Here is a 23508-nt window from a genome sequence, read left to right as displayed (position 1 = left end):
ATTGCCCACCCTGTTAGTGCGAGTCGCGGCCCACTTCGTTGCCCCGGCAGCCCTTGAGGAAGTCGAGATCGGCGCCGGTGTCGGCCCCCATGACGTGCTGCTGGTGCAGCCAGGCGTAGCCGGACGCGGGTTGCTCGTGGGTCGGCTTCCAAGCGGCGAGGCGCCCGGTGAGTTCGGCTTCGGTGATGTCGAGATGGAGGCGGCGGTTGGCCACGTCGACCTCGATGATATCGCCCGACTGCACCACTGCGAGCGGGCCACCGGCGGCGGCCTCGGGGGAGGTGTGCAGGATCACGGTGCCGTAGGCGGTGCCGGACATGCGGGCATCGGAGATGCGGACCATGTCGGTGATGCCCTTCTTCAGCACCTTGGGCGGCAGGCCCATGTTGCCGACCTCGGCCATGCCCGGATAGCCCTTGGGGCCGCAGTTCTTCATCACCATGATGCAGGTCTCGTCGATGTCGAGCGCATCGTCGTTGATGCGGGCTTTGTAGTCGTCGATGTCCTCGAACACCACGGCGCGGCCCTTGTGCTGAAGCAGCGCGGGGGTGGCGGCGGAGGGTTTGAGCACCGCGCCGCCGGGGGCGAGGTTGCCCTTGAGCACGACGATGCCGCCGGACTGGGTGAGCGCCTTTTCGGCGGGGAGGATCACGTCGTCATTGTGGTTAACCGCGTCCTTCACCTCGTCCCAGATCGCGCCGCCCGAGACGGTGAGGGCCTCCTTGTGGAGCACGTCCGCTTCGCCGAGGCGTTTGAGGACGACCGGGAGGCCCCCGGCGTAGAAGAACTCTTCCATCAGGTATTTGCCGGAGGGCATGAGGTTGACCACGGTGGGGATGTCGCGACCGCAGCGGTCCCAATCCTCAAGGGTCAAGTCGACGCCGACGCGGCCGGCCATCGCGAGGAGGTGGATCACCGCGTTGGTGGAGCCGCCGATGGCGGCGTTGGTGCGGATGGCGTTTTCGAAGGCCTGTTTGGTCATCACGTCCGACGGCTTCAGGTCGTCCTTCACCATCTGAACGATGCGGCGGCCGGAGAGTTGGGCCATGACGCGGCGGCGGCTGTCCACGGCGGGGATGGCGGCGTTGCCGGAGAGTGCCATGCCGAGGGCTTCGGCCATGCTCGCCATCGACGAGGCGGTGCCCATGGTGTTGCAGGTGCCGGTGGAGCGGGACATGGACTGCTCAGCCTCGAGGAATTCCTCCTGGGTCATGTTGCCGGCTTTCACGTCTTCCGAGAACTTCCAGAGGTGGGTGCCGGAGCCGACGCGCTCACCCTGGAAGTAGCCGTTGAGCATGGGGCCGCCGGTGACGACGATGGCGGGGAGGTCGACTGAGGCGGCGCCCATCATCAGGGAGGGCGTGGTCTTGTCGCAGCCGACCATGAGCACGCAGCCGTCGATGGGCTGGCCGCGGATGGTTTCCTCGACCGCCAGCGCGGCGAGGTTGCGGAACATCATGGCGGTGGGGCGGTAGGTGTTCTCAGAGGCGGAGAACACCGGCACCTCGACGGGGAAGCCGCCAGCCTCCCAGATGCCGGCCTTCACCTTCTCCACCAGTTCCTTGACGTGGCTTCCGTTGCAGGGCGTCAGCTCGGACCATGTGTTGAGGATGCCGATGATCGGGCGACCGTCGAACAGGTCATGCGGGTAGCCCTGATTTTTCAGCCAACCGCGATGATAGATCGTATCGCGGGAGTTGCCGCCGTACCATTCCTGGCTGCGGAGCTTGCGGGGCCATTCTGCGGGTTGGAACGCCATGAGTTACCCCTGTTTGGACTTGTTGTAGACATCGAAGAGCACGGCGGCGAGCAGCACGAGGCCCTTGATGACCTGCTGGTAGTCGATGCCGATGCCCATGATCGACATGCCGTTGTTCAGCACGCCCATCAGGAAGGCGCCGACCACGGCGCCGACGATCTTGCCCACGCCGCCCGACATGGACGCGCCGCCGATGAAGACGGCTGCGATCACGTCGAGCTCCAGCGCGAAGCCGGCCTTGGGCGTTGCGGTGTTGAGGCGGGCGGCGAAGACGAGGCCGGCGATGGCGGCGAGCACGCCCATGTTGGTGAAGGCGAGGAAGGTCAGCCGCTCGGTCTTGATGCCCGAGAGCTTGGCGGCCTTCTCGTTGCCGCCGAGGGCATAGACCCGGCGGCCGATCGTCGTCTGCTCGGTGATGAAGGCGTAGATGATCGTCAGCACGCCCATGGTGATCAGCACGTTGGGCAGGCCCCGGAAGGTGGCGAGCTTGTAGCAGATGAAAATCAGCGCAATGGAAACGATGGCGTTGCGGGCAATGAAGAAGCCGCGCGGCTCACCTGCGATGCCATAGGTCTTGTTGCGGGCGCGCTGGCGCATGCCGAGCCAGACGATGATGGCGGCGGCAACGACACCGGTGAGCAGGGCCAGCACGTTGACCTGACGGGCGCCGAAGATGCCGGCGAGGCTGTCACCCAGACCCTCGGGGAAGAGATCGGGGATGAAGCCGTTGGCGATGACCTGAAACTCGCGGGGGAAGGGGCCGACGGATTGGCCCTCAAGCAGCCAGAGCGAGGCACCGCGGAACACCAGCATCCCCGCCAGCGTGACGATGAAGCTGGGGATCTTCCAATAGGCGACCCAATAGCCCTGCGCCGCGCCGATGGCACCGCCGACGACGAGGCAGGCAGCGGCGGCGAGCCATGTGTTCCAGCCCCAATTGACGATCATTACCGCCGCCAGAGCGCCGATGAAGCCCATCACAGAGCCGACGGAGAGGTCGATGTTGCCGGAGACAATGACGATGAGCATGCCCAGCGCCATGATGATGATGTAGCTGTTCTGCAGCAGCAGGTTGGTGATGTTCACCGCGCGCAGCAGGGTGCCCTCGGTGACGATCTGGAAGAACACCATGATGGCGATGAGGGCCAGCAGCAGGCCATATTCGCGCAGGTGGCTCTTCAGGTAGCTGCCGATGCCCTCTTGGGCGGTGTCGTTCTGTTCAGCGATTGCCATGGGTCTTCCTCAATCGGTCACGATGAGCGACATGATGCGCTCCTGGCTGGCCTCTTCGGCGGTGAGTTCACCGACGAGGGCCCCTTCGTTCATCACGTAGATACGGTCACACATGCCGAGCAGTTCGGGCATTTCGGAGGAGATCATCAGCACCCCCCTGCCCTGCTCGGAAAGCTCGTTGATGATGCCGTAAATCTCGAACTTGGCGCCCACGTCGATGCCGCGGGTCGGCTCGTCGAGGATCAGCACCTCGGGCTCGGCGAAGAGCCACTTGGAGAGCGCCACCTTTTGCTGGTTGCCGCCCGAGAGGTTAATCACCTTCTGGAACACCGAGGGCGTGCGGATGTTCATCGCGGAGCGGTAGCGCTCGGCCACCTTGGTCTCTTCGGCCTCGTTCAACACGCCCGAGGTGGAGACGGCGGGCAGGTTGGTGAGGGTGATGTTGCGCTGGATGTCCTCTTCAAGGATCAGGCCGAGCGATTTGCGATCCTCGGTCACATAGGCCAGCCCGGCCTGAATGGCGCGGGGGACGGTGGAGGTATCGACCGCCTTGCCGCCGATCTCGACCTGCCCCGAGATGTTCTGGCCGTAGCTGCGCCCGAAGAGGCTCATCGCCAGTTCGGTACGGCCGGACCCCATGAGGCCCGCGATGCCCACCACCTCGCCTGCGCGGACGGTGAAGTTTGCGTTCTTGATCACCTGCCGGTCGGAGTGCTCGGGGTGCCAGACGTTCCAGCCCTTCACCTCCATCAGCATGTCGCCGGAGCGGCGCTCGCGGGCGGGGTAGCGGTTGGCCATGTCGCGGCCGACCATGTCACGCACGATGCGGTCTTCGGTGATGCCGCCCTCGCGGGCGTCCATTGTGCTGACGGTGGTTCCGTCGCGGATGACGGTGACGCTGTCGGCCACGCGGCGGACTTCGTTGAGCTTGTGGCTGATGATGATCTGGCTCACGCCCTGCGCCTTCAACTCCAGCATCAGGTCGAGCAGCGCCTGGCTGTCGGATTCCGAGAGCGCGGCGGTCGGCTCGTCGAGGATGAGGAGTTTCACCTCCTTCGAGAGCGCCTTGGCGATTTCGACAAGCTGCTGTTTGCCCACGCCGATCTTGTCGACCATCGTGGTGGGCGGCTCCTTGAGGCCGACCTTGCGCAGAAGCTCCTCGGTGCGGCGGTTGGTTTCGCGCCAGTCGATCACGCCGCCCTTGGCGCGTTCGTTGCCGAGAAACAGGTTTTCGGCGATGGAAAGCAGCGGCACCAGAGCAAGCTCCTGGTGGATGATGATGATGCCGCGCGCCTCGCTGTCGGAGATGTTGCGAAACTCGGCAAGCGCGCCTTCGTAGTGGATTTCACCCTCGTAGCTGCCCACGGGATAGACCCCGGAGAGCACCTTCATCAGAGTGGATTTGCCTGCGCCGTTCTCACCGACCAGCGCGTGGATTTCGCCCTCTTTCACCGTCAGGTTGACGGTATCGAGAGCCTTCACGCCCGGAAATTCCTTGGTGATCGCGCGCATTTCGAGCAGTGCGCTCATCGCTGCCTCCGCCTTTGATGGGGCCCGCGCGAACGCAGGCCCCGGGAGAACCCCCTTGGAGGGGATTACTTGATCTGGTCTTCGGAGTAGTAGCCGGAGCCGATCAGGATCTCTTCCCAGTTGCTCGCGTCGACGGAGACGGGCTCGAGCAGGTAGGAGGGCACGACCTTCACGCCGTTGTCGTAGGTCTCGGTGTCGTTGATCTCGGGCTCGCCGCCGCCGAGGACCGCATCGACCATGCCCACGGTGACGCGGGCCAGTTCGCGGGTGTCCTTGAACACGGTGGAGTACTGCTCACCGGCGAGGATCGACTTGACGGAGGGCACCTCGGCGTCCTGACCGGACACGATCGGCATTTTCATGTCGCCGGAGCCGTAGCCGACGCCTTTGAGCGACGACAGGATGCCGATGGAGAGGCCATCGTAGGGCGATAGAACGCCGTGGACTTCCTTGTCGGTGTAATGGGCGGAGAGGAGGTTATCCATCCGGGCCTGAGCCACGGCGCCATCCCAACGCAGGGTGCCGACGGTATCCATGCCCATCTGGCCGGACTGGATGACAACGGTGCCATCGTCGATCAGCGGCTGAAGCACCGACATGGCGCCGTTGTAGAAGAAGTAGGCGTTGTTGTCGTCGGGCGAGCCGCCGAAGAGTTCGACGTTGTAGGGGCCGTCGCCGAAGCGCTCCTTGAGGCCGTCAACGAGGCTGGAGGCCTGCTGCACGCCGACCTTGAAGTTGTCGAAGGTGGCGTAATAGTCGACGTTCTCGCTGTCGCGGATCAGGCGGTCGTAGGCGATGACCTTGATACCGGAAGCAGCGGCGTTTTCGAGCGCGTTGCTGAGGGTCGTGCCGTCAATGGCGGCGATGACCAGCACGTCGACGCCCTTGGTGATCATGTTTTCGATCTGGGCCAGCTGGTTGGGGATGTCATCCTCGGCATATTGCAGGTCGGTCTCATAGCCGGCCTCTTCGAACTGCTGAACCATGGACTCCCCGTCAGAGATCCAGCGGGCTGAGGATTTGGTGGGCATGGCGATGCCGACGGTGCCTTCGGCATAGGCGCCAGCGGTGAAGGCCACCACGGCCGCAGCCGAGGCGAGAAGGGTCTTGAGTTTCATTTGTATCCTCCAAATGCGTGCGCTCGGCAGGCCCTCCCGGCCCGGTGGCACACTTCTCCCTGTTGCGGGGCCTTCCGGCGCCCGTGCGACTCCGATAGCCCGCCATTTACATGACTGTAAAATGCGAATACTGCCGATCTGCATATCAGTTTTGTTATGGATGGCGCGTGATGGAGTTGGCGACCCGGCTGAAACCACGGCAGCTCAGGCTGATCCAGCGGATCGGGGAGACCCGGCAGCTGCAGACCGCCGCGCACATGCTGGCGATGAGCCAGCCTGCGGCCTCGCGGGTGCTTGCCGAGATCGAGGCGGAGGTGGGCACGCCGCTGTTCACCCGCCACCCCAAGGGGATGGAGCCCACGCTGATTGGCGAGACATTCCTGCGCCATGCGCGGGTGATCCTGAGCGAGTTGGAGAGCCTCGAAACGGAGGTCGCGGGGCTGCGCAGCGGCGAGGGCGGGGAGGTGCGCGTGGGCTCGGTGACCGGGCCAACGGTGGGCGTGCTGGTGCCGGCCATCCGGGCGGTGCGGGCGGAGGCACCGGGGATACAGGCCACGGTGGAGGTAGGCCCCTCGGGGCAGCTTGTGCGGGGGTTGGAGGAAGGGCGGTTCGACTTTGTGATCGCCCGCCTGCCGCCGGAGTATGACAGCCGCCAGTTCCGGATCGACCCGGCGCGGAACGAAGTGGTGAGCCTCGTGGTGCGAGCCGGGCATCCGGCCCTGGGAGACCGGCGCAAGCTGTCGGAGCTGGTGGGCTATGAATGGGTCATTCAGGACCTCGGCACGCCGATCCGGGTGGCGATGGATGGGGCCTTTCATGCCGCTGGGCTGACCGCGCCGGAGCAGATCACCAACTCCTCCTCGCTGCTGGTGGCGCTGTCCATCCTTGAGGGCACCGATGCGATTGCGCCGCAGAGCCAGGAGGTGGCGGACCTGCTGACGCGCAACAAGATCGGCGACAGCCTCGCCACGTTGGAGTTGGCGGAGCCGCTGGCGGTGTCGCCCTGCTTCATCATCCGGGCGCGGGCGCGGCAGATGAGCCGGGCAGCGGAGCGGGTAATGCAGGAGGTATTCCGGCGGTTGTGAAGGGTTGGGAGCCGTGCAGCGCCGTCCCGCGGGGTGGCACATGCAACAGCTGTGCAGGGCACTTTATGGTGCAGTGGTCATTGAACATCAGAGGTTGGCACCAGCCTAGAAGAAGCGCCGCCCCGGGGGGCGGGACGGCGCTGCACGGCGGCTTCGCCTTGATTCCGTATGGGTTCGCCGCTCAGCCGGGCATCCCCAGCGCGGCGCAGGCCTCGGGAGGCATGCCTTCAGACGCCTCCGCCATCGCGCCGAAGTAACGTGCCCGCAGCGCATCGGCACTCAACTCGCGCCATTGCCGCCCGGCGAAATGGGCCTCTTCGCGGATCAGGTCTTCCACCAGCGGGTCGATCACCGCGCCACCGCCGCCGGGATAGCGGAACCAGCCGACGCCGACCTTTCGTCCAAGCCGCCCCTCGGCCACCATGCGGTCGGCCACGAGGAACGGTTCGCTGCGGGCGGATTTGATGACATCGAGGCCGATCTGGTCCTGCATGGCGCAGGGGCCTTGGGCCATGCCGCCCGCCTCCAGCGCCTCGTCCAGCTCCCAAGGGTTGGAGCCTTCGAGCAGCAACGCCTCAACCTCGGCATGGCTCCGCGCCATCAGCCGGGCCACGGCCTCATGAACTATAGTGCCGCTCATTCGCCAGTCAGAAAGCCGCGCTCCCGCACCAGCGCCTCCAGCGCGTCCAGCGTGGCCTCAATCGGCTGGCCGGAGGTATCGAGCTGGGCCTCGGCGCGCTCGTAGAGCGCCTCGCGGCTGCGCAGGATACTCTTGAGTTGCTCCATCGCCTCGGGATTGCCGGCCATCGGCCGGGTGTCGCCCTGCGCCCGGACCCGGCCCATGTGCTCCTCGGGGGAGGCCTTGAGCCAGACGGTGTGGAACTGCGCCAGCAGGCTCTTGTAGGTGTCGGGTTCAGCGACGATGCCGCCCGCGACGGCGAGGATAAGCGACTCGTGGGTGGCGGTAATGCGGCTCACGGCCTGCGCCTCGAGCTTGCGGTAACCCTCCTGCCCGTAGAGCGCCATCACCTCGTTGACCGGCATGCCCGACTGCTCCTCGATCTCGCGGTTGAGCTCGATGAAGGGCAGGCCGAGGCGGGCGCCCAAGGCTGCGCCGAGCGTGGATTTTCCGGCCCCGCGCAGCCCGATGAGGCAGATGCGCTGGCCGCGCATCCGGGCGGGCGGCTCGGGCGTGAGCAGCTCAAGCACACGGGTGCGGACATCGGCGGGGGAGGAAGAGAACAGGTCGGCCACGCGCATGGCCTCGGAGGTCCAGGGGTCATCCTCACCTACAAGCCACTCGATCCGGTGGTCGAGCGCCACGGCGACGCGCTTCAGCAGGCCGATGGAGATGTTGCCCTCGCCAGCCTCCAGCTGGGCGAGGTAGCGCGGCGAGACGCCGGAGAGCTCCGACACCACGCGGCGGGGCAGCCCGCGCAACTCGCGGGCCTTGCGGACCCGCTCGCCGACGCGGGAAATCAGCCGCTCAACGGCTGCCTCCATCTCATCGCCGCCCAAAGCGGCAGTGGTCTGGCCCCGGAAGTTGGTGATTTCGCTCATCTGTCGCCGCGTCCCGCGCCCCGGGATCCATCGTGTGAATTATAGTGCACAAGATGGACGATCCGCCGGGCGGCTTCAACGAAATTCGGTGTCAGCCTGTGCGGCGGAGGGCGCCGTGGGCGAAGGCGAGCTTGTCGCGGACCGGGTCGGAGAGGACGAAGGGGTAGAGATCGGGCAGGTCGAGGGCGCGGTTCACGTGGTTGACCCGCATGGCGAAGTTGGCGGCGCGCTCGATCAGGGCCTGCGCATCAGGCTCCGCATAGGCATCGCCACCGGGCGCGAGGGCAACGGCGTAGCCGCTGTCGACAAGGTCGGTCAGGTGTAGCAGGTGGGCCACCGTCTCGGCCCAGTCCTCATGCGGATGGGCGGTGGCATAGCTGGTGATATGGGTGCCGCCGGCGGGCCGGGGGTTGGCGTAATGCGCCTTCAGCGCCTCGCCATAATCGGCCCGCTCGTCGCCAAAGAGGGCGCGGAAGGCATCTGGGAAGGCCGGATCATCGGTGCTGAGGCGCAGAAACAGGTAGTGCGCCAACTCGTGACGTAGGTGGCCGATCATGGTGCGGTAGTCCTCCGCCAGCCGCTCGCGGCGCTCCTCCTGCACGGCACGGCTTGCCTCGGCGACATCGAGGGTGATGACCCCATCGGCGTGACCCATGGTGATGCTCTCCGGCCCGTGGCGGGTGCGGTCGGCGACCAGTTCGAAGCGCGGCGCGGGGCCGGGATCGGCGGGACCGAACCAGCCCCAGCGGTGCAGCCCGGCAAGCACCCAGCGCTTGGCGGCCTCGGTGCGGGCCAGGCGGCTCTCGGCGCCTTCGACCTCGGGGTCGGGGATGACGGCGGTCATGGCGCAGGAGCGGCAGAGCGGCCCCGGCTCGGCATGGGCGGACCAGTTGCAGCCGATGGCGGCGCGGCGCTCGCAATCGCTGCCCTGTACCATCGCCTGCGCATCGGGGTCGAAGTGCAGGGCGTGGCCGTTGGGGCATTGGTGGTTGTGAAACCAGACCTGCTCGGAGCAGGTGGGGCAGTGGAATATTTGCATGCGGGTCTCCTTGCGGCGGAGTAACCCGCGGGGGCGGGCGAGGTTCCCGGCAGGAGATGGCGTTTCTGGCGGGTCGGGACAAGCCCTGCCCTAGGGAATGCGTGCCTCGACCAGCGCGCGGATGTCTTCGGGCGGGGGCTGCTTGGTGAAGCTGGGGGCATCGACGAAGACGCAGGTGAACGCGCCGTCGAAGCAGAGCGTGCCCGCCTGCCGCCCCTCGACGCGGAAGGTTATGGAGGTGGTGCCCAGCCGGGTGGGCCAGCAGGCGCAGTCAAGGATGTGGCGGGGCGTGACCGGCGCGCGGAAATCCATGCTCATCGAGACGAAGGGCGTGCCGGTGCCGCGGTCCATCTCCATGTGGTACCAGCCCGCCACCTCGCCCAACGCATCGGCCCACCAGCCGTTGATCGCCTCCAGTGCGAACCACGGCAGGCGGGCGGTGTAGGCGATGCGGGCCGGGTCGCAATCTCCCCAGCCGACCTGGATGTGGTGGATATAGGGCGCCTTTGCCTTGTCTTTGGTCAATCCCGGCCCGCTTCCATGAACTTCTGCGCCAGCAGCGCGGGGTTGGTGAAGCAGACCTCGTGCGACCCGGGCATCCAGTGGTAACGGTAGAGGCCGAGTTTTTCGGACAGGCGCGGGTGCCACGGCAGGGAGGCGGGCAGGGCCACATCCTCCTGACAGTGGATGTAGCTCTTGCCGACCTGCCATTCGGCCGGGTTGCTGCTGAGCGAGATCTTGTCCTGAAAGGTCTTGTGCGGGTGCAGGTTGAGCTTGTCGTAGGCGGCCTGCGCCTGCTCCAGCGAGCCATCGTTGATGAAGGCCTCGCGCCAGACCGGGAAGGGCAGCAGGACCGAGCCATCATCCGCCTCGAGCTGGTTGAAGAGGTCGACGTAGTGAGGCGGGACGAGATCATCCAGCGCCTCACCGTCGTTCGGCACGAAGGCGGACCAGTAGACGAGGCGGCGCACGGAGCCTTCGGGCAGGCGATCATAGGCACCGGTGATGACCATGCCGCCGTAAGAGTGGCCGACCAGCACGGCATCGGTGATGTTGTGCTCGGCGAAGTAGTCGGTGACGGAGGCGATGGCGTCATCAAGCCCCACCCCCTTGTCGCCGCCCGCCTCGTTGCCCGCCAGCGTGGGCAGGTGAACGGTGTGGCCGGCGGCGCGGATCGGCGCGGCGACCTCCTCGAACAGCGCGCCCTCGTGCCATGCGCCGTGAACGATCACGTAAGTAGCCATGCGGGTCTCTCCTCCTCAGTAGGTCTCCACATGGTAGCGGCCTTCGGCGCGCATGGCATCCCGCGTCGTGACCCAGGGCAGGCCGATGCTTTCGGCGATGTTGGAGAGGGCCTCGTCCACGCCGGCTTCCATGCCGCGCAGCCCGCAGACGTAGATATGGGTTTTCGGGTCGGCCAGAAGCTCGGCGACCTCTTCTTCATGGGCGCGCATCCGGTCTTGCACGTATTGCTTTTCTTCTCCCTCGACGCGGGAGAAGGCGAAGTGCTTTTTCAGCAGGCTGTCGGGCACCTTCTTCAGCGGGCCGAAGTAGGGGAGGCTGTCGGGCGTGCGGGCGCCGAAGAAGAGCACCATGTCGCCTGCGGCACCGGCAGACATGCGTTGGCGGCGCATGGTGAAGGCGCGGAAGGGGGCGGAGCCGGTGCCGGTGCAGATCATCAGCAACCGGGCGGCAGGATCGTCGGGCAGCAGGAAGGTGGCACCGAACGGGCCGGTGACCTTCACCTCGGCGCCTTTTTCGAGATCGCAGACGTAGTTGGAGGCCACGCCCTTCTCCTCCCGCTTCACCGTGAGAGAGACGTTGGAATATCCGGGCCGCTCGCCGTCGCGCGGGGAGCTGACGGAGTAGAGGCGCGGCAGGTGCGGTTTGCCGTCTTTGTCCGTGCCGGGGGGAATGATACCGATGGACTGGCCTTCGAGCACCGGAAAGGGCGCGCCCTGCATGTCGAGGATGATATGGCGCACATCGCTGTCGGCGCCCTCGGCGGTGAGGCGGTAGTTGCCTTGCACCTTTGCGGTGACGGGCTTGCCGATGGTGTGCAGGTTGATCGAGGGTTTGGAGGCGGAAGCGGGGGCGACCGATTTGCCCCCTGCCCCGGCATGGGCCTCGGCCAAAAGCGCGGCCATCGCCTCGTCCAGCGCCTCGGTGCTGCCCTCGCCGCCTGTCTCGATCTCCTGCTGCTCGGGCAGCTCTGTCCACTCGAACTGCTCTTCGAGCGAATAGGGTGTTTCGACCACGCGCCACTCGTCGATGGAGCCGGTCGGGCAGACGGGGATGCAATCCATGCAGTGGTTGCATTTGTCGGCATCCACCACGACGTTCATGTCGTCATGGGTGATTGCCTCAATCGGGCAGGTCATCTCGCAGGTGTAGCAGCGGATGCAGATCTCGGGGTCGATGAGGTGCTGCTTGAGGGGCTTGTTCATGCCGCCCTGCCCTTCGGCTTCAGCACCATCTCGGGCACGGCCAGAAGGTCGAGCACCTCGCGGCAGGCGCCCTTGCAGCCGGTGCAGCCGAGGCATTTGCCGGTGGTCAGCGCGCGGGGGCGGGCGGGGGCGTGGCTTTGGGTCATCATGGCGTTTCCTCCCTCATCGGTCGTGGAGACGGGCGGCACCGGGGCGCCGCCCGAACTGGCATCAAGCCATGTGCAGCTTCACATACTCGAAGTCACCGGGCTTGTTGTCGATCCCGACCTTGGGCGCGGCGATCCAGCTGGCGTATTTGCCGGGCTCGTAGCAGGGCTTCATCAGCGACTGGATGAAATCGCCATCGGCCTTGGTGGGGAGCCACTCGTCCTTCTTGGCGTTGTACTCTTCCTCGGAGAGCGGGGTGCCCTCCGGGTCGAACTTGGCGGCGGAGAACACGCCGATCTGGCGGTGGAAGCTCTCGTGCGGGAGGGTCAGCTCGAACTCGATGCCCATCTTCTCGATGGCCTTGTTCCAGCGGCCCACGCCGCCCGAGGCGTCGCGCACATAATCGTCGCGCAGGCGCATGTTGATGGCGGTCAGCGCGGGCACTTCCTCTTGCACCACTTTGCCGTCGACGAGGTTCCAGACCTTGTAGGTGTCGCCGCGCAGCTGGTGGTCGTCGTCGATCCGGTGCTCCATGTAGCGGCCCTTGATGCCGGCGTTGAAGGCATTGGCGGCGTTGGTGCTCACTTCCTGCCCGAAGAGGTCGAGCGAGAGCGTGTAGTGCAGGTTCAGCTTTTTCTGGATCGTAGGCAGGTCGATCACGCCGAGGTCGCGGATCTTGTTGATGTCGTAGGGGTCGGTGATGCCAGCGGCCTTCATCGCTTCGCAAGTGGCCTGCACCACGCGGCCGACGCCGGTTTCGCCCACAAACATGTGGTGCGCCTCTTCGGTGAGCATGAAGCGGCAGGTGCGGGAGAGCGGGTCGAAGCCCGATTGGGCGAGGGATTCCAGCTGCATCTTGCCGTCACGGTCGGTGAAGTAGGTGAACATGAAGAAGGACAGCCAGTCGGGCGTTTCCTCGTTGAAGGCGCCGAGCATCCGGGGGGCCTCTTCGGAACCCGACGACCGGCGGAGCAGGTCATCGGCCTCCTCGCGGCCATCCTTGCCGAAGTATTTGAACAGCAGGTAGACCATCGCCCAGAGGTGTCGGCCCTCCTCGACGTTCACCTGGAAGAGGTTGCGGAGGTCGTAGAGCGAGGGCGCGGTGAGGCCGAGGAAGCGCTGTTGCTCGACCGACCCCGGCTCGGTATCGCCCTGGATCACGATCAGGCGCTTGAGCATGTTGCGATACTCGCCGGGCACCTCCTGCCATGCGGGCTGGCCGGCGTGCTCACCGCAAGGGATCGTGCGGCCCTCGCCCTGGGGGGCCAGCAGCACGCCCCAGCGGTATTCGGGCATCTTCACATAGTCGAACTTGGCCCAACCCTTCGGGTCCACCGAAACGGCGGTGCGCAGGTAAACGAGGCTCTCCTGAAAGTTCTGCGGGATCAGATCGTTCCACCAGTTGATGTAACCGGGGTGCCATTTTTCCAGCGCCTTGAGCACGCGCTTGTCTTCCGACAGGCCCACGTTGTTGGGGATCTGGGTGTCGTAGGAGACGTTGATCAGGTCGAGCATTTTTTCCTCCTTGGTGGTGGAAAAACCTTCGCGAGGATTTTTCCTGCCGAAGATTTTGTTTTGAAAGACCGTCTGGTCAGACGCGTTGCATGTTGTAGTCGCCGCGGATGCCGGTGCCGTAGCGCTGGAGCGCGCCTTCGGGGCCGACGGCATTGGGGCGCTGGAAGATCCAGTTTTGCCAGGCGGTCAGGCGGCCGAAGATGCGGGTTTCCATCGTCTCGGGGCCAGCGAAGCGCAGGTTGGCCTCCATCCCGGTCATCGCGTCGGGGGAGAAGCTGGCGCGCTCTTCCATGAAGATTCGGATCTCGTCTTCCCAGTCGATGTCGTCGAGGATGTAGGTCACGAGGCCCAGCTCGTCGGCCTCCTCGGCCTCCAGCGGCTCGCCGACCTTGCCTTTCAGCTCCTCCACCGCCTCGGGCGTGCCGAGAAAGCGGGTTTGCAGTCGGGTCAGGTCGTTACCCATCGGGTATTGGCCGAAATTGGTCTCGGCGAGGGTGATGGTGGCGAGCGGGCGATTGTCGCCCTCGAACTCGTCTTCCATCATGTAGGTCCGGTCGCAGGCCCAGAGGATCTCGGCCAGCACGCCGGCAAAGCAGGAGCCGTGCTCGACGAGGGCCACGAGGGAGCGGGAGGTCACGTCGATCCGCTTGAGGACGCGCTTCCAGAAGCCGAGGGTTTCGGCGGCGAGCCAGTTATCCTTGTTGTCGGTCAGGGCTTTTTCATGGGCCAGCAGCGCCTCGGGGTCTCCTTGGGTGCGGAAGGTCCAAGTGCCCTGCTCCATCTCGTTAAGGCGCAGGTGCAGGATGGCGTCATCCAGCTCGCGGGCGAGCTTGAGCATGTAGCTTTGGTCGCCCTGGGCCAGAAGCTCCTCGGCGGAGGCCGGGGCTGCGCCCTCGGGGCCTTTGAGGGTGATCGTGGCGGAGCGTGCCTCGCGGTCCAGTTCGACTTCAACGTGCGTGTAGGTCACGGCGTTGTCGGTGATGGTGCGCTCGATGGGGCCGAGGGTGATGCCCTGCTCGGCGCGGGTGGGCATGCCGGCGGCGAACTCGGCGGCCCGCTCGGTCACGGTGGCGTCGAACTTGCTGTTTGGCACCACTTCGTCGACCAGCCGCCAGTCTTTCGCCCGCTTGCCGCGCACGCCCTCTTCCATTGCGCAGAACACATCGGCCAGGTCGCGGCGGACCCTGCGCTTGTCGGTCACGCGGGTGAGGCCGCCGGTGCCGGGGAGCACGGCGAGGAGCGGCACTTCGGGGAGGGCGACGGAGCTAGAGGAGTCGTCGGTCAGCATGATGTGGTTGCAGGCCAGCGCCAGCTCGTAGCCGCCCCCGGCGCAGGCGCCTTTCACAGCGGCGATCCACTTTTGGCCAGAGTCCGCCTCGGCGGCCTCGAAGGTGTTGCGGGTCTCGTTGGTGAACTTGCAGAAGTTGACCTTGTGGGCGTGGCTCGCGCCGCCCAGCATGCGTATGTTGGCCCCGGCGCAGAACACGCGGTCCTTGCCGGACTGCATGATGACCACCTTCACCTCGGGGTGCTCGAAGCGCATGCGCTGCACCACGTCGGCCAGCTCGATGTCGACGCCGAGGTCGTAGCTGTTGAGCTTGAGCTGGTAGCCGTCGAACAGGCCGCCATCCTCGTCAACGTCCATGGTGACGCGGGCGACCTCACCCTCATAGGTCACTTTCCAGTGCCGATACTTCGACGGGTCGGTGCGGAAGTCGATTGGCTGTTCACTCATGGCGCGTCTCCTCTTGAGTCCGCTGTCTTACAGGGTTGGCCGCGTCGCGGCAACGGTTTTTTTGCACAATAATTCACATATGGCGTGGTTATGCCGAATTATCATGCACTTTATTGCATTATACTGCATCTTTCGCCGCGATCTTCGCGCTGGATCGAATCGACTCCACCCGAAGAGTGAACCACCCGGCGGGGCGATGCGGGGGCGTGAAGGGGGCCGCCTCGTCCAGCAGGCGGGCGGCGATGTCACACAGGCGGAGCGCGGCGGAGGGGCGGTTCATCCGGGCCTTCAGCCCGGCGTTGGCCAGCTGGATCAGGGCCTGCATGCCAACCCGGTCGGGGCCATCGGGGAGCACGAGCCAGACCGGCTCGAGCACCTCATGGGCCTCCCAGTAGAACCCGGCGTCGATCCAGTCGAGGCCGATGCGCAGGGCGTCGGAGCCCAGCGGGTCGGTCTCGGCGCTGGCGCGGATGGCGTCAAAGGCACCCTCCGGGTGGCGCGGGTTCTGGCCCGGCACGTAGGCGTAGTCGGGCCGTGGATCCGCCGCGAGGGTCACGCGGGCACCACCTCTTCGCGCTCCAGCCGGATGAGGCGGGCGGAGAACTCGGCCACGGCATCGAGCGCCGCCTGCGGCTGGTCGAGATGGGGGCTGTGGCGGCAATTCTCGAGGATCACGGCATCGACAGGCGCGTAGCTGCGCTCCTCGATCTCGCGCACCTGCGCCAGCGTGCCGTATTGGTCATCTGCGCCCTGGATCACGAGCGAAGGGATGCGCAGGTAGTCGACCACCTCGCCGACGTGCCACTCCTTGAAGCCGGGGGCGAGCCAGGCATCGTTCCAGCCGCGGAAGGTGGCCTCCGGGTCGGCGTGATACTTGGCCATACGCGGCTTGAGATCAGCCTCAAACGCGTCGCGAGCAGCGGCAATGGCAGCAAGACCGGCAGGCTCGGTGAAGAAATGCGGCGCCATCAGAACCAGCCCGCGAATGCGGTGATCTGCGTGGCGGCCGGCGTATTCAGCGGCGATGGTCGCGCCATCTGAATGGCCCATGAGGATATATTGCTCGGCGCCGATGGCATTGAGCACATCCGGAAGGCTCTCCATCGCCTCGCGGGTCATGTAATCCAGCGGGCGGGGCAGGTCGGCGGGGTCGGACTGGCCGTACCCTGCGCGGGAATAGGCAAAGACACGCAGGCCGGTGGCCTGCGCCAGCTTCTCGGGGATGTCGCGCCAAAGAGCGAGGCAGCCGAGGCCCTCGTGCAGCAGCACGATTACGGGCGCGGATGCATCACCGCCCCAGCTCTGCCATTCGAGCGATTTGCCTGCCGCCGTAACGCGGCCCTTGCCGGGAAACTCCATCACGCCGCCTCCGGGTCGCGCAGCTTGAAGCGCTGGATCTTGCCAGTGGCGGTTTTGGGCAGCTCATCGACCACCTCGATCCATCGGGGGTATTTCCACATTCCGATCTTCTCCTTGACCATTTCCTTGAGGTCGCTGGCAATGTCGGCGCTGGCCCCCTCCTTCAGCACGATGTAGGCGGCGGGCTTGTCGAGCCCCTTTTCGTCGGCACGGGCGACCACGGCGGCCTCGAGCACGGCGGGGTGCTCCACCAGCGCTTGCTCGACCTCGAAGGGGGAGACCCAGATGCCCGAGACCTTGAACATGTCATCCGTCCGGCCGCAGTAGACGTAACGCCCCTGCCCGTCGCGCTCGTATTTGTCGCCCGTGCGGGTCCAGTGGCCCTGAAAAGTGGCCATGCTCTTGGCGCGGCGGTTCCAGTAGCCCTCGGCGGCAGAGGGGCCGCGCACCAGCAGCTCGCCGACCTCGCCATCGGCCACGTCTTCGTCGTGCTCATCGACCAGCCGGACCTCATAGCCCGGAACGGCCGTGCCGGAGGTGCCATAGACACATTCGCCGGGGCGGTTGGAGAGGAAGATGTGCAGCATCTCTGTGGAGCCGACACCGTCGACGATCTCGGCGCCCCAAAGCTTTTCCCAGCGCTCGCCGATCTCGCGCGGCAGAGCCTCGCCCGCGGAGGTGCAGAGGCGAACGGTGTGGGCAGGCGCGCCGCCAGCCTTTTCCTGCGCGGCGACGAGGGCGGCAAAAAGCGTGGGCACGCCGCAGAAGAGCGTGGGCTTTTCCTCGGCCATGATTGCAAAGCAGGCCTCCGGCGTGGGGCGGCCGGAGTAGATGACGGTGGTCGCGCCGACGGCCATGGGAAAGCTCATCGCGTTGCCCAGCCCGTAGGCGAAGAACATCTTGGCGGCGGAAAACACGGTGTCATCTTCGCGGATTCCGAGCACGTCCTTGCCGAAGGTGTCGGCGGTGGCCTTCAGGCTGGCGTGCACGTGGCGCACCCCCTTGGGCACGCCGGTGGAACCGGAGGAGTAGAGCCAGAAGGCCAACTCGTCCTCATGGGCCTCCACGGCCTCCATCGGCTCGGCGCCCTGCGTGAATGCGGTGTAGCTCTCGGTGCCCTCGGGGGCCTCGCCGATCACCACGATGGCGCGGAGAAAGCGGTTGTTCTCTACGGCCGGTTTGACCATGTCCCACATCGCGCCGGAAACCACGAGGATGGATGCGCGGCTGTCTTCGAGGATCGCCTCGTAGACCGGCGCGGCAAGCAGGGTGTTCAGCGGCACCGGGATCGCCCCGGCCTTCAGCGCGCCCCAGAACACGACCGGAAACTCGATCTGGTCGCGGACGATCATCGCCACCCGCTCCTCCCGCCGGACTCCGTGGCGGGCGAGCGCCCCGGCGAATTTTGCGCTTTCCTCCGCCAGCTGCCCGTAGGTCAGGCTGCGTTTTGCCCCGTCGGCCTCGCGAAAGGCGGGCTTGTCGCCCCGGCCCTGTGTCACGTGGCGATCGACGAAATAGAGGGCTGCGTTGCTGTTCATGGCTTCGTCCTCCCTGACGCGACTCCGTGGAATCGCGCCTCCTCCCTGTATGTGCGTTATAGTGCATACATCTGCGCGCCGATCAAGCTCGCCGCGTAGTTTTTGCATTTTTGTGCATATTGTCGCCGAGGGGCGGGCGGGGGAGAGTGCGGGCATGGATGCCTCAGAGATCACGCCGGAAATTTTGCCGCTCGGGCAGGATGGCGTGCTTGTGCGCTTTGCCCGCGCCGTCAGCCCCGAGGCCAGCGCGGCGGTGGCCCGCTTTGCGGCGGAGGCCGAGGGGTTGGCGGACGAGGTCGCGCCTGCGCTGGCTTCGGTGTTGCTTCGGTTCGACCCCGCAAAGGTGGCTAGGGAAGAACTGATCGCACGGGTCGAGGACCTGCTGGACGAACGGGAGTGGCGCGGGCTGAAAGACCCTGCCCCTGCCCGCCGCTGGCGCGTGCCGGCGGCACTGGACGGCCCGCAACTGGCCGAGGCGGCAGAAATGGCAGGGCTGAGCGAGGCGGAGGCTTGCGAGGAGTTTCTGGCGACCGAACTGCGGGTTCGGGCGATCGGCTTTGCGCCGGGGATGCCCTATCTCGGGTTCCTGCCGGAGCATTGGAACATCCCGCGCCAGACAGACCTGACCCCAAAGGTGCCCGCCGGGGCACTGGTGGTGGCGGTGCGGCAGCTGGTGCTGTTTCCGACCGAGAGCGTAACCGGCTGGCGGATGGTCGGGCGCTGCGCCTTCCGGCCATTCCGGCGGGGCGCGAAAGAGCCGTTTCCACTGGCGCCCAGGGATGCGTTGCGGTTCGAGCGGGTCGAAGCGGCAGAATTGGAGCGGCTGGAGACGGAGCCGCTGGGCGGCGCGGTGTGCGAGGAGATCGCATGACCACGCTCCGGGTGATCGATGCAGGCCCCGCCGTAACGGCTCAAGACATGGGCCGCCCGGGCTGGACGGCCAAGGGGCTAGCACGGGGCGGCGCGGCGGACCGGTTGGCGCTGCTGGAGGCGGCGGCGCTGCTCGGGCGGGAGGCCCCGCTCGCGGCGCTGGAGATGGCAGGCGCGGGCGGGCGGTTCACGGTGGATGCGCCCACGCGGTTTTGCCTGACGGGCGCGCGGATGAAGGCCGAGGTCGATGGCCGCCCGGTGGGGCATGCCGAAACGGTGCTTCTGCCCCCCGGCGCGGTGCTGCGGGTGGGTGGCGCGGAGAAGGGCTCATATGGGTATCTCGCCTTTGCCGGCGGCGTGTTCGGCGAGGACTGGCTCGGCTCGCGGGCGGTACACTTGCTGGCGGGCGTGGGGCGGGCACTGGCGGCGGGGGATGAGATCGCGCTGGGAAGTGACCCTGACCCGGAGGCGGCGGCGCGGGTGCTTGTGCCGGAAGACAGGCTCGGCGGCGGCACAGTGCGGATGATGCCGGGGCCGCAGACCGGGCTGTTCGGCGCAGAGGTGCTGGAGCGGTTTCTCGAGACCGCCTTCACCCGCGCCCCGCAGGCCAACCGGCAGGGCGTGCGGCTGGAGTTCGAGGGCGCGCCGTTCGAGAGCGAAACACAGGGGCTGGCCTCGGATTTCATCACCAGCGGCGACGTGCAGATGACAGGCGATGGGCGGCCCTACGTACTGCTTGCAGAGAGCCAGACGGTGGGCGGCTACCCGAGGATCGGCACGGTGATCGCCGCCGACCTGCCCCGGCTTGCGCAGGCACAGGCGGGAGATGCAGTGCGGTTCGCGATGCTCGGCGTCGACGAGGCTGATGCACTGTGGGAGAGCGAGGCGGCGCAGCTGGCGCGGCTCCGCAAGGCCGTGCAGCCCCGCGTGCGCGACCCGCACGACATCCCCGACCTGCTGGGCTATCAACTGGTGGGCGGAGTGACCCGCGGCAACGAGCTGGAGGACTGATGGCGCGCACGATCGACCTGAACGCCGACATGGGCGAGAGCTTTGGCCCTTGGGTGATGGGGCAGGATGGCGAGATCCTGAAGGTGGTGACATCGGCCAACGTGGCCTGCGGCTTTCACGCCGGCGATGCCGACGTGATGGCCGCCACCATGCGCGAGGCGGTGGCGCAGGGCGTGGGGATCGGGGCGCACCCGGGCTTTGCCGACCTGCAGGGCTTCGGGCGGCGGCGGATATCGCTCTCCCATCAGGAGCTGGGCAACCTCGTGGCCTATCAGCTCGGCGCGGCACGGGCCGTGGCGGCGCGGGCGGGTGGCAGGGTGCGGCACCTCAAGCTGCACGGCGCATTGGCCAACATGTGCGCAGAGGACGAGGCGATGGCGCGGGCCTGCTACGAGGCGGCGCTGGCGGTGGACCCGGAGCTGGTGATCATGGTCATCGCCCAGACCGCGCAACAGCGCGCGGCAGAAGCGCTCGGCGCACAGATGGCCTGCGAGATCTTCGCCGACCGCGCCTATGAAGACGACGCCACGCTGGTGGACCGCAAGAAGACGGGCGCGATGATCCACGACCCCGAGGAGGCCGCCGCGCGGGTGCTCGGCATGGTCGAAGCGCAGGCGATCTTCGCCGCCTCCGGCGCCACCCTGCCGGCGCAAATCGACACCATCTGCCTGCATGGCGACGGGCCGGAGGCGCTGGCCATCGCCCGCGCGGTGCGGGCGATGCTGGAAGGCGCCGGATGGGCGCTTGCGCCGCTGTGATTTCGCGTTAGCCTGCGCCGGAGGAGACCAGACATGAGCGCCATTTTCGTCCAGATCCGCTGCACCCCCGGCACCACCTACGAGGTGGCCAAGGCGCTGGTGCTGGAGGAGATTCACTCCGAGCTTTATTCGACCTCTGGGGAGTGGGACCTGCTGATGAAGCTCTACCCGCCCGAGGGCGTGGATATCGGACAGTTCATCAGCGAGAACGTCTCGAAGGTGAAGGGCGTGGAACGCACGCTGACGACACTGACGTTCAAGGCGTTCTAGGGCAAACACGCCGCGACGCTCGTGTCCGGACCAGTCCCGACCTACAGCCCCAGATACCGCTCCCGCGCGGCTTCATCCGCCTCAAGCTCCGCCGAGCTGCCCTGCCAGACCGTCTCGCCCCGCTGGATCACCACGTGGCGGTCGGCGAGGCGCATCAGGTCGTGCAGGTTCTTGTCGACCACGAGGATCGACAGGCCGGTGTCGCGGATCTGCGCAAGCGCCTCCCAGATCTTGGCCCGAACCAGCGGAGCCAGCCCTTCGGTGGCCTCGTCGAGGATCAGCAGGCGCGGGTTGGTCATAAGGGCGCGGCCGATGGCGAGCATTTGTTGCTCGCCGCCGGAGAGCAGATTGCCCATCGAAGACTTGCGCTCGGCCAGTTCTGGGAAGAGCGCATAGACGCGCTCCTCGGTCCACGGGTCAGGCTGGCCGAGGTGGTTGGAGGCGGTGGCCACGAGGTTCTCGCGCGCCGTCAGGTTGGGGAAGATCTGGCGGCCCTCCGGCACCAGCCCGAGGCCGAGGTTGGCGATGCGGTGCGAGGCCATCCCGGCGATCTCGCTGGTCTCCAGCCGCACCCGCCCGCCGGTTGGCTTCACGATGCCCATGATCGAATGGATCGTCGTCGTCTTGCCCATGCCATTGCGGCCGAGCAGGGTGACGACCTCGCCCGGTTTCACCTGCAGCGACACCCGAAAGAGCGCCTGGCTTGGGCCGTAATGGGCCTGAAGGTTCTCGATCGTTAGCATCAGGCCTCCTCCCCCAGATAGGCCGCTTCAACCTCCTTGTTGGCGCGGATCGACGCCGGATCACCGGTGGCGATGATGTGGCCGTAGACCAGCACCGAGATCCTGTCGGCGAGGGCGAAGACGGCGTCCATGTCATGCTCGATGAGGACGATGGTGTGCTGGCCCTTCAACTCGGTGAGCAGGGCGACCATGCGGGCGGACTCCTCCGGCCCCAGCCCGGCCATCGGCTCGTCGAGCAGCATCAATTCGGCGCGGCTGGCGAGCGCGATGGCGATCTCCATGTGCCGGTGCTCGCCGTGGGATAGCGCGCGGGTCTCAATCTCTGCCTTCTCGGCGAGGCCGACCCGCTCCAGCAGGGCCATCGCCCGGTCGCGGATCGCCGGGATACCAGCGGCGGCGCGGATGAAGCGGTAGGAGGAGCCCTCGCGGGCCTGCACGGCCAGCGCGATATTCTCCAGCACCGTCATGTCGGGGATGAGCGAGGTGATCTGAAAGCTGCGGGTGATCCCGAGGCGGGCGCGCTTGTGCGGGGCGAGGGCGGTGATGTCTCGCCCCTTGAAGTGGATCGTGCCCGCATCGGGCATCTGGGTGCCGCAGAGCTGTGTGATCAGCGTGGTCTTGCCCGCGCCGTTGGGGCCGATGATGGCGTGGAGTTCGCCCTGCTCGACACTGAGCGTGAGGTCATCGGTGGCGCGGATGCCGCCGAAGCTCTTCATCAGGCCCTTGGTTTCCAAGATGCTCATTTGCGCCCCCGGAAGAAGCCCATCAGACCGCCACGGGTGAAGAGGACTACCGCGATGAGCAGCAGGCCGAAGGGCAGGTGCCAGTAGATGGTAAAGTGGCTCAGCACCTCCTCGAGGATGATGAAGGCCGCCGCCCCCAAGACCGGGCCGCCAGTGGTGGAGGCGCCGCCTAGGATGACCATGAACATCAGCTCGCCAGAGCGCGTCCAATCCATCATCTCGGGGGAGATGAAGGTGGTGAAATTGCCCAGGAGCGCGCCCGCGTAGCCTGCCATCGCGCCGGAAATCACATAGGCGGTGAGGCGGTAGGCGTAGGGGTTGAGGCCCATCATCTGGACGCGCTCGGCGTTGCCCTTGGCCCCTCGCAACACCATGCCGAAGCGGCTCCGCGTGATCATGCGAACGATCAGCATCGCCACGACGAGCGACACGTAAGCGAGGGCGAAGAGCTGAATAGGGTCGTCGAGGTTGAGGCCAGGCAGTTCGGAGCGCGTGTCGATCACCAGCCCGTCGTCGCCGCCGTATTCCTCGATCGAGACGATGGCGTAATAGACCATCTGGGCGAAGGCCATGGTGATCATGATGAAGTAAACGCCCTTGGTCCGCAGGCAGATCGCGCCCGTGACAAGGGCGAAGAGTGCGCAGATCACCATCGCAAGTGGGATCTGCACGAGGCCGGAGGTGGTCGCCAGCCCAAGGCTTTCGAGCCCGCCATAGAGCCAGTGATAGGCCGGGATGCCCACCGCGTAGGCCCCGAGACCAACGTAGGCAGCGTGGCCGAAGCTGACCAGCCCGCCGTAGCCGAGGATCAGGTTGAGGCTGACCGCCGCGATGGCGAGGATCGTGAGCCGGGTGGCGAGATCGAGCCAGAAGGCGTTGCCGGTGTAAAAGAAGATCGGCGGCAGTACGGCGAGGAGGGCCATGAGCGCGAGGGTGGCGATCGTGCGGGCGCTCATGGCTGGACCTCCGCCCGGGGCAGGCGCCCGGTATGGATATTTGCAGCAAGAAAATGCAAAGGGCGTTGCGCGCGGGCAGGAACAATTTGATT

The 23508-nt window shown here is 66.4% G+C and carries 24 protein-coding genes; 5 read left to right on the top strand and 19 right to left on the bottom strand.

From position 1 onward, the window contains the following. Positions 1-13: 13 nt before the first annotated feature. The 4 genes from araD to chvE all read right to left on the bottom strand — a co-directional run bounded on the left by araD (position 14) and on the right by chvE (position 5640). On the bottom strand, positions 14-1759 hold the full coding sequence (gene araD, locus ACUXVX_RS03930; RefSeq protein WP_446310462.1) for an L-arabinonate dehydratase: 1746 nt from the start codon (positions 1757-1759) through the stop codon (positions 14-16). 3 nt (positions 1760-1762) lie between these two features. After that, entirely contained in the window at positions 1763-2992 is a 1230-nt protein-coding gene (mmsB, locus tag ACUXVX_RS03925; protein ID WP_222470793.1) for a multiple monosaccharide ABC transporter permease, read from the bottom strand. A gap of 9 nt (positions 2993-3001) precedes the next feature. Next, positions 3002-4522: a multiple monosaccharide ABC transporter ATP-binding protein gene (gene mmsA, locus ACUXVX_RS03920; RefSeq protein ID WP_446310461.1), complete on the bottom strand. Its 1521-nt coding sequence runs from the start codon at positions 4520-4522 to the stop codon at positions 3002-3004. A 65-nt stretch (positions 4523-4587) separates the two neighbouring features. After that, positions 4588-5640, bottom strand: coding sequence for a multiple monosaccharide ABC transporter substrate-binding protein (gene chvE, locus ACUXVX_RS03915; RefSeq protein WP_446310460.1), 1053 nt, complete (start codon positions 5638-5640; stop codon positions 4588-4590). A gap of 170 nt (positions 5641-5810) precedes the next feature. Here chvE and ACUXVX_RS03910 point away from each other — a divergent pair, with 170 nt between their 5' ends. Then, positions 5811-6725: a LysR substrate-binding domain-containing protein gene (locus ACUXVX_RS03910; protein ID WP_446310459.1), complete on the top strand. Its 915-nt coding sequence runs from the start codon at positions 5811-5813 to the stop codon at positions 6723-6725. A 181-nt stretch (positions 6726-6906) separates the two neighbouring features. Here ACUXVX_RS03910 and ACUXVX_RS03905 read toward each other — a convergent pair whose 3' ends face one another. The 12 genes from ACUXVX_RS03905 to ACUXVX_RS03850 all read right to left on the bottom strand — a co-directional run bounded on the left by ACUXVX_RS03905 (position 6907) and on the right by ACUXVX_RS03850 (position 18065). Beyond that, complete coding sequence (locus ACUXVX_RS03905; protein WP_446310458.1) at positions 6907-7365, bottom strand: 3-hydroxyacyl-CoA dehydrogenase family protein; 459 nt, start codon at positions 7363-7365, stop codon at positions 6907-6909. Then, entirely contained in the window at positions 7362-8285 is a 924-nt protein-coding gene (locus ACUXVX_RS03900) for a helix-turn-helix transcriptional regulator (RefSeq protein ID WP_222470798.1), read from the bottom strand. Before ACUXVX_RS03900 ends, ACUXVX_RS03905 begins: the two co-directional genes overlap by 4 nt. 91 nt (positions 8286-8376) lie before the next feature. Then, positions 8377-9324, bottom strand: coding sequence for a zinc-binding metallopeptidase family protein (locus tag ACUXVX_RS03895; protein ID WP_446310457.1), 948 nt, complete (start codon positions 9322-9324; stop codon positions 8377-8379). A 90-nt stretch (positions 9325-9414) separates the two neighbouring features. Next, positions 9415-9849, bottom strand: coding sequence for an acyl-CoA thioesterase (locus ACUXVX_RS03890; protein WP_446310456.1), 435 nt, complete (start codon positions 9847-9849; stop codon positions 9415-9417). Continuing rightward, positions 9846-10568 carry an alpha/beta fold hydrolase gene (locus ACUXVX_RS03885; protein ID WP_446310455.1) on the bottom strand — a complete coding sequence of 241 codons (723 nt, stop codon included), beginning with the start codon at positions 10566-10568 and terminating at the stop codon, positions 9846-9848. Before ACUXVX_RS03885 ends, ACUXVX_RS03890 begins: the two co-directional genes overlap by 4 nt. A 15-nt stretch (positions 10569-10583) precedes the next feature. Then, on the bottom strand, positions 10584-11771 hold the full coding sequence (boxA, locus tag ACUXVX_RS03880; protein ID WP_446310454.1) for a benzoyl-CoA 2,3-epoxidase subunit BoxA: 1188 nt from the start codon (positions 11769-11771) through the stop codon (positions 10584-10586). Further along, the gene (locus ACUXVX_RS03875) at positions 11768-11920 is read right to left on the bottom strand and encodes a hypothetical protein (RefSeq protein WP_222470802.1); all 153 of its coding nucleotides are present in this window, start codon (positions 11918-11920) and stop codon (positions 11768-11770) included. The genes boxA and ACUXVX_RS03875 overlap by 4 nt, the downstream gene beginning before the upstream one ends. A 61-nt stretch (positions 11921-11981) precedes the next feature. Then, on the bottom strand, positions 11982-13433 hold the full coding sequence (boxB, locus tag ACUXVX_RS03870; RefSeq protein ID WP_446310453.1) for a benzoyl-CoA 2,3-epoxidase subunit BoxB: 1452 nt from the start codon (positions 13431-13433) through the stop codon (positions 11982-11984). A gap of 76 nt (positions 13434-13509) precedes the next feature. Then, positions 13510-15168 (bottom strand): 2,3-epoxybenzoyl-CoA dihydrolase, encoded by a 1659-nt coding sequence (gene boxC, locus ACUXVX_RS03865; protein ID WP_446310452.1) that lies wholly within the window; start codon positions 15166-15168, stop codon positions 13510-13512. A 118-nt stretch (positions 15169-15286) separates the two neighbouring features. Further along, positions 15287-15724 carry a DUF309 domain-containing protein gene (locus tag ACUXVX_RS03860; RefSeq protein ID WP_446310451.1) on the bottom strand — a complete coding sequence of 146 codons (438 nt, stop codon included), beginning with the start codon at positions 15722-15724 and terminating at the stop codon, positions 15287-15289. Continuing rightward, positions 15721-16527, bottom strand: coding sequence for an alpha/beta fold hydrolase (locus tag ACUXVX_RS03855; protein WP_446311503.1), 807 nt, complete (start codon positions 16525-16527; stop codon positions 15721-15723). Before ACUXVX_RS03855 ends, ACUXVX_RS03860 begins: the two co-directional genes overlap by 4 nt. Continuing rightward, positions 16527-18065, bottom strand: coding sequence for a benzoate-CoA ligase family protein (locus ACUXVX_RS03850; protein WP_446310450.1), 1539 nt, complete (start codon positions 18063-18065; stop codon positions 16527-16529). Before ACUXVX_RS03850 ends, ACUXVX_RS03855 begins: the two co-directional genes overlap by 1 nt. Before the next feature lie 154 nt (positions 18066-18219). On the opposite strand from ACUXVX_RS03850, the gene ACUXVX_RS03845 reads away from it, so the two are divergent. Genes ACUXVX_RS03845 through ACUXVX_RS03830 form a run of 4 tightly spaced genes read left to right on the top strand, consistent with a single transcriptional unit; the run spans position 18220 to position 20974 of the window. Then, positions 18220-18936 carry a 5-oxoprolinase subunit B family protein gene (locus tag ACUXVX_RS03845; protein WP_446310449.1) on the top strand — a complete coding sequence of 239 codons (717 nt, stop codon included), beginning with the start codon at positions 18220-18222 and terminating at the stop codon, positions 18934-18936. Further along, complete coding sequence (locus ACUXVX_RS03840) at positions 18933-19946, top strand: 5-oxoprolinase subunit C family protein (RefSeq protein WP_446310448.1); 1014 nt, start codon at positions 18933-18935, stop codon at positions 19944-19946. The genes ACUXVX_RS03845 and ACUXVX_RS03840 overlap by 4 nt, the downstream gene beginning before the upstream one ends. Next, a complete protein-coding gene (locus ACUXVX_RS03835) occupies positions 19946-20704 on the top strand; it encodes a LamB/YcsF family protein (RefSeq protein WP_446310447.1) in 759 nt (252 codons plus the stop codon). Before ACUXVX_RS03840 ends, ACUXVX_RS03835 begins: the two co-directional genes overlap by 1 nt. Before the next feature lie 33 nt (positions 20705-20737). Then, complete coding sequence (locus ACUXVX_RS03830; protein ID WP_222470810.1) at positions 20738-20974, top strand: Lrp/AsnC ligand binding domain-containing protein; 237 nt, start codon at positions 20738-20740, stop codon at positions 20972-20974. Between the two features lie 41 nt (positions 20975-21015). On the opposite strand, the gene ACUXVX_RS03825 is transcribed toward ACUXVX_RS03830, so the two are convergent. The 3 genes from ACUXVX_RS03825 to ACUXVX_RS03815 are packed head-to-tail and all read right to left on the bottom strand — an operon-like array spanning position 21016 to position 23416. Continuing rightward, positions 21016-21717 carry an ABC transporter ATP-binding protein gene (locus ACUXVX_RS03825; protein ID WP_446310446.1) on the bottom strand — a complete coding sequence of 234 codons (702 nt, stop codon included), beginning with the start codon at positions 21715-21717 and terminating at the stop codon, positions 21016-21018. Continuing rightward, positions 21717-22460, bottom strand: coding sequence for an ABC transporter ATP-binding protein (locus ACUXVX_RS03820; protein ID WP_446310445.1), 744 nt, complete (start codon positions 22458-22460; stop codon positions 21717-21719). Before ACUXVX_RS03820 ends, ACUXVX_RS03825 begins: the two co-directional genes overlap by 1 nt. Further along, positions 22457-23416 (bottom strand): branched-chain amino acid ABC transporter permease, encoded by a 960-nt coding sequence (locus ACUXVX_RS03815; RefSeq protein ID WP_446310444.1) that lies wholly within the window; start codon positions 23414-23416, stop codon positions 22457-22459. The genes ACUXVX_RS03820 and ACUXVX_RS03815 overlap by 4 nt, the downstream gene beginning before the upstream one ends. Between the last annotated feature and the right edge of the window lie 92 nt (positions 23417-23508).

The sequence above is a fragment of the Vannielia sp. SX4 genome (genome assembly GCF_052828525.1).
This window is presented reverse-complemented; position numbering and strand designations above follow the sequence as displayed.

Coding starts and splice junctions, on each gene's coding strand:
- araD (WP_446310462.1), bottom strand. CDS start 1,759: ATGGCGTTCCAACCCGCAGAATGGCCCCGCAAGCTCCGCAGCCAGGAA.
- ACUXVX_RS03830 (WP_222470810.1), top strand. CDS start 20,738: ATGAGCGCCATTTTCGTCCAGATCCGCTGCACCCCCGGCACCACCTAC.
- ACUXVX_RS03825 (WP_446310446.1), bottom strand. CDS start 21,717: ATGCTAACGATCGAGAACCTTCAGGCCCATTACGGCCCAAGCCAGGCG.
- ACUXVX_RS03905 (WP_446310458.1), bottom strand. CDS start 7,365: ATGAGCGGCACTATAGTTCATGAGGCCGTGGCCCGGCTGATGGCGCGG.
- boxA (WP_446310454.1), bottom strand. CDS start 11,771: ATGAACAAGCCCCTCAAGCAGCACCTCATCGACCCCGAGATCTGCATC.
- ACUXVX_RS03850 (WP_446310450.1), bottom strand. CDS start 18,065: ATGAACAGCAACGCAGCCCTCTATTTCGTCGATCGCCACGTGACACAG.
- ACUXVX_RS03885 (WP_446310455.1), bottom strand. CDS start 10,568: ATGGCTACTTACGTGATCGTTCACGGCGCATGGCACGAGGGCGCGCTG.
- boxC (WP_446310452.1), bottom strand. CDS start 15,168: ATGAGTGAACAGCCAATCGACTTCCGCACCGACCCGTCGAAGTATCGG.
- ACUXVX_RS03900 (WP_222470798.1), bottom strand. CDS start 8,285: ATGAGCGAAATCACCAACTTCCGGGGCCAGACCACTGCCGCTTTGGGC.
- ACUXVX_RS03895 (WP_446310457.1), bottom strand. CDS start 9,324: ATGCAAATATTCCACTGCCCCACCTGCTCCGAGCAGGTCTGGTTTCAC.
- ACUXVX_RS03820 (WP_446310445.1), bottom strand. CDS start 22,460: ATGAGCATCTTGGAAACCAAGGGCCTGATGAAGAGCTTCGGCGGCATC.
- ACUXVX_RS03835 (WP_446310447.1), top strand. CDS start 19,946: ATGGCGCGCACGATCGACCTGAACGCCGACATGGGCGAGAGCTTTGGC.
- ACUXVX_RS03815 (WP_446310444.1), bottom strand. CDS start 23,416: ATGAGCGCCCGCACGATCGCCACCCTCGCGCTCATGGCCCTCCTCGCC.
- chvE (WP_446310460.1), bottom strand. CDS start 5,640: ATGAAACTCAAGACCCTTCTCGCCTCGGCTGCGGCCGTGGTGGCCTTC.
- ACUXVX_RS03875 (WP_222470802.1), bottom strand. CDS start 11,920: ATGATGACCCAAAGCCACGCCCCCGCCCGCCCCCGCGCGCTGACCACC.
- ACUXVX_RS03910 (WP_446310459.1), top strand. CDS start 5,811: ATGGAGTTGGCGACCCGGCTGAAACCACGGCAGCTCAGGCTGATCCAG.
- ACUXVX_RS03855 (WP_446311503.1), bottom strand. CDS start 16,527: ATGGAGTTTCCCGGCAAGGGCCGCGTTACGGCGGCAGGCAAATCGCTC.
- mmsA (WP_446310461.1), bottom strand. CDS start 4,522: ATGAGCGCACTGCTCGAAATGCGCGCGATCACCAAGGAATTTCCGGGC.
- mmsB (WP_222470793.1), bottom strand. CDS start 2,992: ATGGCAATCGCTGAACAGAACGACACCGCCCAAGAGGGCATCGGCAGC.
- boxB (WP_446310453.1), bottom strand. CDS start 13,433: ATGCTCGACCTGATCAACGTCTCCTACGACACCCAGATCCCCAACAAC.
- ACUXVX_RS03840 (WP_446310448.1), top strand. CDS start 18,933: ATGACCACGCTCCGGGTGATCGATGCAGGCCCCGCCGTAACGGCTCAA.
- ACUXVX_RS03845 (WP_446310449.1), top strand. CDS start 18,220: ATGGATGCCTCAGAGATCACGCCGGAAATTTTGCCGCTCGGGCAGGAT.